A 7,635-nucleotide genomic window follows, 5' to 3' on the forward strand; every position below is an offset into this window, starting at 1 on the left:
GCATAGATCCTCGCCGAGGCGATGCCTAAAGCGTCGACCAGCGCAGACATGCTGGTGCCTTCATAACCCTGCTCCCAGAACAGTCGCATGGCACGCTCCAGTGCGGCTTCCCTATCAAATTCGCGCGGACGTCCGGCCATTGCTCGCTTACCTAGTGGTGTAATTCCATCACTTTAACGCATATCGAGTTGACGCTGACAAACCTGCCGACCTATTCTTTGCCGATCGACAAACAATAGGATGATTTCGATGCGTACGCTTAGAGGCCCCAGCCTGCACCTGGCACAATTCAGCCACAGCGAACCACCTTTCAATAGCCTGGATGCCGTCGCTCGGTGGGCCAAGGCCAAAGGATTCAAGGCCCTGCAAATTCCTGCCTGGGACAACCGCTTCTTCGACGTCGAACGGGCAGCCCGCAGCCAGAGCTACTGCGATGACATCAAAGGCACACTCGCCAGCCACGGCTTGCAGATCAGCGAACTGACCAGCCACATCTTCGGCCAACTGGTCGCCGTGCATCCTGCCTACGACGCCATGTGGGACGCCTCCATCCCGGCGCCTCTACGGGGCAATCCCCAGGCGCGCACGCAATGGGCGATTGAACGCATGCACATGAGCATCATTGCCTCGCAACGGCTGGGACTTGAAGACCTGGGCACGTTTTCCGGCTCACTCGCCTGGCCCTATTTATTCCCCTTCCCCCAACGCCCGGAAGGGCTGATTGATGCCGCGTTTGAGGAATTAGCCCGACGTTGGCGACCGCTTCTGGACCTGGGCGAGCAGCACGGCGTAAACATCTGCTACGAAGTCCACCCCAGCGAAGATTTGCACGACGGCACCAGCTTCGAGCGCTTCTACGAGCGCGTCGGCCAGCATACGCGCTGCCGGATACTGTTCGACCCCAGCCATTTTGTCCTGCAACAGCTGGACTACCTGAGTTACCTGGACATTTACCAGTCATTCATCCGCATGTTTCACGTCAAGGATGCCGAGTTCAACCCCACCGGCCGCCAAGGCATCTACGGCGGTTATAGCGCCTGGGCCGACCGCGCCGGACGCTTCCGCTCGCTTGGGGATGGCCAGGTAGACTTCAAAGGCATCTTCTCCAAACTGGCCCAATATGATTACCCCGGCTGGGCCACGCTGGAGTGGGAGTGCTGCCTGAAAAACCAGGAAGACGGCGCGCGCGAAGGCGTGGACTTCATCAACCGCCACATTATCGGTGTCACCGACCGCATCTTCGACGACTTCGCCGGCGCACCGGTCGAGCTACAACAGATCCAGACCATGCTCGGCCTTACTCAACCGCTTGAGGCACGCCCATGAACGCAGCGACGGCTACATCTCTGAGCACCGACGACACCTTCACCCACCATTACGTAAGAGTTGATGGCAAAAAGCTTCACTGCGTGATGGCGGGCAGTGGCGAACCGGTGTTGCTGATACCGGGCTGGCCACAAACCTGGTATGCCTTCCGGCACGTCATGTCCGCCTTGGCTGCCCAGGGTTACCAGGCCATTGCTGTCGATCCGCCAGGGCTCGGTAACTCGGACCGACCGGAACACGGTTATGACACAGGCAATATTGCCGACGTACTGCACCGAGCCTTGCAGGCGCTTGATATCACGCGTTATCACCTCGTCGGGCACGATGTAGGAATGTGGGTGGGCTACGCGCTGGCGAGTGACCAGCCACAGGCTGTGCGCACACTCACCCTGACCGAAGCCGTAATCCCCGGCCTTGCACCACCACCGCCCATATTCGTCGCACCGGAACAGAACATCTTTCTCTGGCACTTTCTGTTCAATCAAGTCCAGGACCTGCCCGAGGCGCTGATCACCGGGCGCGAAGAAACCTACTTGAACTTCATGTTTGATCGCTGGGCCTTCCACCGCGACGCCGTTGCCTCTGAGGTCTACATTCGTGCCTACTCATCCCCGGGCGGCCTGCGCGCAGGGTTTGACTACTACCGTGCGATCCCCGAAACCATCCGGCAAAACCATGGCCGGGCAACCCGCCAATTGCAGATGCCGGTACTGGCCATCGGCGCCGAGCACGCCACCAACGATGCCCCGCTGGTGACGCTAGAGGCGCGCGCGGTGGATCTACGCGGGGCGATCATCAAGGACTGCGGGCATTTTGTGATGGAAGAGGCGCCGGAAGCGTTTTGCCGGCATTTGCTCGATTTTCTGATGGAGAACCCAGCGCCGTGAACGGTTAGGGGCGCTTGAGTGAAACTCTCGCGCAAAAGGCTGTTCTAGACACCCTCGCCGCTGCTTGCGTAGCATCGGCGACTCTCCTTCGTGCGATCCATCCTAACTAGAGTTACCCATGACTATCCAGCAAACACCCGGGCACGTGCTGCCCGCGCGCAGCGCCGCCAAAATGGAAGCTGCCATGGCCGTGGGCGCTTTCGCGATCGGCACCGGCGAATTCGCCATCATGGGCTTGATGCCCGACATCGCGCAGAACCTGAACCTAAGCGAACCCCAGGTCGGCCACGCCATCAGCGCCTATGCCTTGGGTGTAATGGTCGGCGCCCCGCTGCTGGCTATCCTCGGCGCCAAGTTGCTGCGCAAGCACATGCTGCTGTTGCTGATGGGCCTGTATGCCTTGGGCAACCTCGCCACCGCCTTTACCCCGACCTTCGGCTCGCTGGTGGCCTTCCGCTTCATCAGTGGCTTGCCCCACGGCGCCTACTTCGGGATTGCAGCGGTGGTCGCCTCCAGCATGGTGCCCAACGACAAACGCGCCGGCGCCGTGGCGCGCGTGATGATGGGCCTGACCCTGGCCATGTTGCTCGGCAACCCCATCGCCACCTTCCTCGGCCAGCACCTGGGCTGGCGCTCGGCGTTTGCGCTGGTCAGCGTGATTGCCCTGTGCACCCTCTTCCTGGTCTGGCAATTCGTGCCCCATCGCCGCGACGAACAACGCAGCGACCCACGCAAGGAGATGCGCGCGTTCACCAAACCCCAGGTGTGGATGGCGCTGTCCATCGGCGCGATTGGTTTTGCCGGGATGTTTTGCGTGTTCAGCTACCTGGCACCAACCATGCTGGAAGTGACCAAAGTGTCGCCACAGTGGATTCCGTTTGGCCTGGCGGCGTTTGGTGTGGGCGGCATCATCGGTAACATCGCGGGCGGCAAGCTGTTTGATCGCATGCAGTTCCGGGCGGTGGGCTTGATACTAGTGTGGTCGATGGCGGTGCTGCTGTTCTTCCCCTTCGCGGCGTCGTCGCTGTGGGGCGTGCTGCTGAGCATGGGCTTGGTCGGCACCATGGTGGCGCTGGCGGCACCGCTGCAGATCCGCCTGATGGACATCGCCCATGAAGCACCGAGCTTGGCGGCAGCGTCCAACCATGCGGCATTCAACCTGGCGAACGCACTGGGGCCATGGTTTGGCGGGATGGCGATTACCGCCGGGTATGGCTGGACGAGTACCGGCTACATCGGCGCAGCGACAGCACTGGTCGGCCTGGGCATCTACCTCATCGCCCGCCGCATGAAAGGCGGCCACTGACATTTCTCAGGCCGCCACAACCCCAATGTGAAAGCACTAATGTGGGAGCGGGCTTGCCCGCGATAGCGGTGGGCCAGTCAATCAATAAATGACTGCCCCACTCCCCATCAATCATCATGCAACAACCCCGAACCATACTCTCCATAACTACTCCCCAGCCCACTGCCGCCAAAATTCATCTTGGCTGCCTTGCTCGGGCTATGGTCACCAAACGCCTGGCATCCCCCGGAAAAACAAGGGTCACTGCTCACGCCCGACGAACCCGACGAACAAGCGCCCAACAGCAACGTGCCAGCAATCATCACGACTTTGACGAGATTCGAGATCATGTTTTCAGTTCCCTATGGACTGGAGGCACGGAGGTCCTCTCTTGATGAGGATCGTAGACCTCAAAGGTGCCGGGAATGATGAAACTTTGCGGGGTGACAGGATGGGTTCAGGTTGCCGCCTTGGGGTAAGGCGGCGAGACGGGTTGTCAGGCATTGGCTTTGCTGGCCGCAGGGGCAGCCTGCTCCTGGGCTCAGTCGACAAGTAACGCGCTCAGGGCAATAAGTTGTTGGATGTCCAGGACGATGGTGCAGTGGGGGTCTTCGAGATCGAACGCTAGCGTAGCGGCCATTTGGTTGGCGGACTCCAGGTTTTCGAAAGCGTTAGCTAGGAGGGTGTCGATGTTGGGGTTGACGAGGAATAGATTCTCAGGCGGGTTGTCGGCGGCAGCCCCCTCTTAACCATTCCTGATAAACTGCCACCCCTCGCATTCTCCGTCTCAGATCCCAATGCCCTCAGTCATAGCTCCACCGCAAGTACTCTCCCGCCGCTTTTCCGTCGCCCCCATGATGGATTGGACCGACCGCCACTGCCGGTTCTTCCTGCGCCTGCTCTCCAAACACGCCCTGCTCTACACCGAGATGGTCACCACTGGCGCGATCCTGCATGGCGATCACGAGCGCTTCTTGCGCCACAACGAAGCCGAGCACCCTCTAGCTCTCCAATTGGGCGGCAGTGTGCCTGCCGACCTGGCCGCCTGCGCGCGCATGGCCGAGGCGGCTGGTTATGACGAAGTGAACCTGAACGTCGGCTGCCCCAGTGACCGCGTTCAAAACAACATGATCGGCGCGATCCTGATGGCTCACCCGACGTTGGTGGCGGATTGTGTGAAGGCGATGCGCGATGCGGTTTCGATTCCGGTGACGGTGAAGCATCGCATCGGGATCAATGGGCGCGATAGTTATGCCGAGTTGTGTGATTTCGTCGGCACCGTGAAGGATGCGGGGTGTACCAGTTTTACAGTGCATGCGCGGATTGCGATTCTGGAGGGGTTGTCGCCCAAGGAGAACCGCGATATTCCGCCGTTGCGCTATGACGTGGCGGCGCAGTTGAAGCGGGACTTTCCTGAGTTGGAGATTGTGCTCAACGGTGGGATCAAGACGCTGGAGCAGTGCCATGAGCATTTGCAGACGTTTGATGGGGTGATGTTGGGGCGAGAGGCTTATCACAACCCGTATTTGCTGGCGGAGGTTGATCAGCAGTTGTTTGGCAGTACCCGACCCGTGATCAGTCGGGCGGAGGCGCTGGCGCAGTTGCGGCCTTATATTGCTGAGCATTTAGCCAGTGGCGGGACGATGCATCATATTACGCGGCATGTGTTGGGGCTGGGGACGGGGTTCCCTGGTGCGCGCAAGTTTCGGCAGCTGTTGTCGGTGGATATTCATAAGGCTGCTGACCCGTTGGCGTTGTTGGATCAGGCTGCGGGGCTGTTGGAAGGGCGGTGAGTGTCAATTGGCGGGTTGGGTGACGGGTCTATCGCTATCGGGAGCAAGCCCCCTCCTACATTTTTATCAAGTGCAAGGGCACGGCATTGGCTGCCGGCCCTTGCTGCGGTTTTACAATTTTTCCGGCACTGTTCCATTGGGTACAGTTACCCATGCGTCTGTCTTGCGGTCATATCGCTTCCAAACACTCTCCGTTCTAAGTTTTCGGTAAAGCGTGTCGAATGTGGTGCCACCAAGAATTTGAACTTGAACTTCGCCACCGGCAGTCTTGCAGTTAACCAGCCCTAGAATGGGTGAATTCGGGTTCACCTGAAGTGCATACACCGCCTCTCCAAAGGTTCCAGTGGTAGCGTAGTCCAGTGCAAAACTTACAAATTGGCTTTGCGGAGTGTCGCTGGACTGTAACGCGAGTAGTCGCATTGTCGTGTAAGTGGCAGTGGAGAAACCCGCCTGGTGCAGGTCGGGCCCATCGATGGCCCAGTACTTTTCGGGCGTGCCACCTTTTTTAATGTATTTGTCCAGGTCGTTCTGGGCCTTGGCATAGATCACGCCCGCCTTCAGCTTCTGGACATGCCAATTGTTGGTGTCTGCGTTTTCATACGCGCGATACACCCAAGTGGCAGGCGCCGTCACTCTGGAATCGGTGATCTTCCCTCCGTAGGTTGAGGTCAGTTCATTTTCCTTCTCGAGGGTGCGACTTCCTATCGGTTTGCCAGCTTTGGCGGTGGCAATGATCTGCTGCATTTCCTGGTTATCGTAGCAACCGGCGGTGAGGGCCTGCTGCACTGTTACATCGGCAAATACCGCCGTTGAACATATAAAACCCATGGCAGCGACTAGCGTTGATATATTCCGTTTCATCATATCTCTCCTTTGCTTTTTCACTAGCGGACAAGCAGATTATTAATGGGAAGGCACACACGCACTTCGCCGCGAACCGTTAAGTCCTCAGAGTTTTTATCGGCATATTTAGCGTCTGCGAATCAGGTATAGCACAGACAGAAACAGCAACAAGCAAACTTAAATAAAATAAAGTTTTCACAACTTCAAAATAGGGAAGTTGATATATAAAGACGGCGATTCGGGGTACGTCCACCCAGAATGAACCTACCCCCGATTTTGCCCTCCTATTTAGCAGCACAGCCGGTCATTCAAACGGCTGTTTTCAGGTTATTGCCCTCGCAAACGCTCGAACGCGTTTGCGCCCTTGAGCGCCTGCCGGTGCTCGGGTAATGTCATCAGACCCACAGGACAGAGCACGCCCATGACTTCCAAGCTGGAACAACTCAAGCAATTCACCACTGTCGTTGCCGATACCGGCGATTTTTCGGCACTCGCCAAGCTCAAGCCACAAGACGCCACCACCAACCCTTCCCTGCTGCTCAAGGCTGCGTCGATTCCGGCTTATGCCAATCTGCTGGATGAGGCCGTGAAGGACTGCAACGGCGATGTAGGCCTGGCCAGCGACCGTTTTGCGGTAGCGGTGGGTCAAGAGATTCTTAAAGTGGTGCCAGGCCGAATTTCCACTGAAGTGGATGCCCGCCTATCGTTCGACGAAGCCGCCATTCTCAAGCGTGCGCACCGTCTGATCGACCTGTACGACAAGGCCGGCGTTGGCCGTGACCGCGTGCTGATCAAGATCGCTTCCACCTGGGAAGGCATCCGTGCGGCGGAGAAGCTGGAAAAAGAAGGCATCCAGACCAACCTGACCCTGCTGTTCTCTTTCGCCCAGGCTGTGGCTTGCGCAGAGGCTGGCGTATTCCTGATTTCGCCGTTCGTGGGCCGTATCTACGACTGGTACAAGAAGGCCAACGGCAACGACTACACCGGCGCTGATGATCCGGGCGTGCAGTCGGTGACGCGCATCTACAACTACTACAAGGCCAATGGCTACAAGACCGTAGTGATGGGTGCGAGCTTCCGTAACCTGAGCCAGATTGAAGAGCTGGCTGGGTGTGATCGCCTGACCATCAGCCCGGACCTGCTGGAGAAGCTGGCGGCGGATGAAGGCAAGCTGGAGCGCAAGTTGGCGCCAGGTCATGCCGGTGAGGCGCGTATTCATATGGACGAAAAGGCGTTCCGCTGGGCGTCCAACGAGGATGCGATGGCAACTGAGAAGCTGGCAGAAGGGATTCGTCAGTTTGCTCGGGACCAGGAGAAGCTGGAGGCGTTGTTGACTGCCAAGCTGTAAAAGCGGCGGCGGCAAAAAGGGCGGTACCCTTCGCGGGTACCGCCCTTTTTTTGTGCACCCAATCCCAAGCCAACTACGGTCAACTGTGGGAGGGGGCTTGCCCCCGATCGCGGCGGGTCAGCTATACATATGCTGACTGACACACTGTCATCG

At 58.5% G+C, this 7,635-nt stretch carries 8 protein-coding genes and 1 pseudogene; 5 read left to right on the forward strand and 4 right to left on the reverse strand.

Going from position 1 to position 7,635, the window contains the following annotated elements; all coding sequences use genetic code 11:
* Nucleotides 1-140, reverse strand: a 140-nt coding sequence (locus ACRESD_RS00160; protein WP_431749089.1) for a helix-turn-helix domain-containing protein, incomplete at its 3' end; no start/stop codon positions are given.
* 109 nt (nt 141-249) lie between these two features.
* Here ACRESD_RS00160 and ACRESD_RS00165 point away from each other — a divergent pair.
* From ACRESD_RS00165 to ACRESD_RS00175, 3 genes are all read left to right on the forward strand, one after another.
* A complete protein-coding gene (locus ACRESD_RS00165) occupies nt 250-1,326 on the forward strand; it encodes a sugar phosphate isomerase/epimerase family protein (protein ID WP_431749083.1) in 1,077 nt (358 codons plus the stop codon).
* Nucleotides 1,323-2,213: an alpha/beta fold hydrolase gene (locus tag ACRESD_RS00170; RefSeq protein WP_431749084.1), complete on the forward strand. Its 891-nt coding sequence runs from the start codon at nt 1,323-1,325 to the stop codon at nt 2,211-2,213. Before ACRESD_RS00165 ends, ACRESD_RS00170 begins: the two co-directional genes overlap by 4 nt.
* Before the next feature lie 118 nt (nt 2,214-2,331).
* A complete protein-coding gene (locus tag ACRESD_RS00175; protein WP_431749085.1) occupies nt 2,332-3,519 on the forward strand; it encodes an MFS transporter in 1,188 nt (395 codons plus the stop codon).
* Nucleotides 3,520-3,626: 107 nt separating this feature from the next.
* Here ACRESD_RS00175 and ACRESD_RS00180 read toward each other — a convergent pair whose 3' ends face one another.
* Together ACRESD_RS00180 and ACRESD_RS00185 are read right to left on the reverse strand one after the other, a co-directional pair.
* Complete coding sequence (locus tag ACRESD_RS00180) at nt 3,627-3,848, reverse strand: hypothetical protein (protein ID WP_069075489.1); 222 nt, start codon at nt 3,846-3,848, stop codon at nt 3,627-3,629.
* Between the two features lie 191 nt (nt 3,849-4,039).
* Nucleotides 4,040-4,231: pseudogene (locus ACRESD_RS00185) on the reverse strand (DUF6124 family protein); the annotation flags it as partial.
* Between the two features lie 64 nt (nt 4,232-4,295).
* Between ACRESD_RS00185 and dusA the strand changes: the two are divergent.
* Nucleotides 4,296-5,291, forward strand: a complete 996-nt coding sequence (dusA, locus tag ACRESD_RS00190; RefSeq protein WP_431749086.1) for a tRNA dihydrouridine(20/20a) synthase DusA — start codon at nt 4,296-4,298, stop codon at nt 5,289-5,291.
* A gap of 111 nt (nt 5,292-5,402) precedes the next feature.
* Here the strand turns inward: dusA and ACRESD_RS00195 are convergent, their stop codons facing one another.
* Nucleotides 5,403-6,152, reverse strand: coding sequence for a hypothetical protein (locus ACRESD_RS00195; protein ID WP_431749087.1), 750 nt, complete (start codon nt 6,150-6,152; stop codon nt 5,403-5,405).
* 403 nt (nt 6,153-6,555) lie between these two features.
* Between ACRESD_RS00195 and tal the strand changes: the two genes are divergently transcribed.
* A complete protein-coding gene (tal, locus tag ACRESD_RS00200) occupies nt 6,556-7,482 on the forward strand; it encodes a transaldolase (RefSeq protein ID WP_431749088.1) in 927 nt (308 codons plus the stop codon).
* The last annotated feature ends 153 nt before the right edge of the window (nt 7,483-7,635 follow it).

Source organism: Pseudomonas sp., assembly GCF_050739995.1.
Classification (GTDB): domain Bacteria; phylum Pseudomonadota; class Gammaproteobacteria; order Pseudomonadales; family Pseudomonadaceae; genus Aquipseudomonas.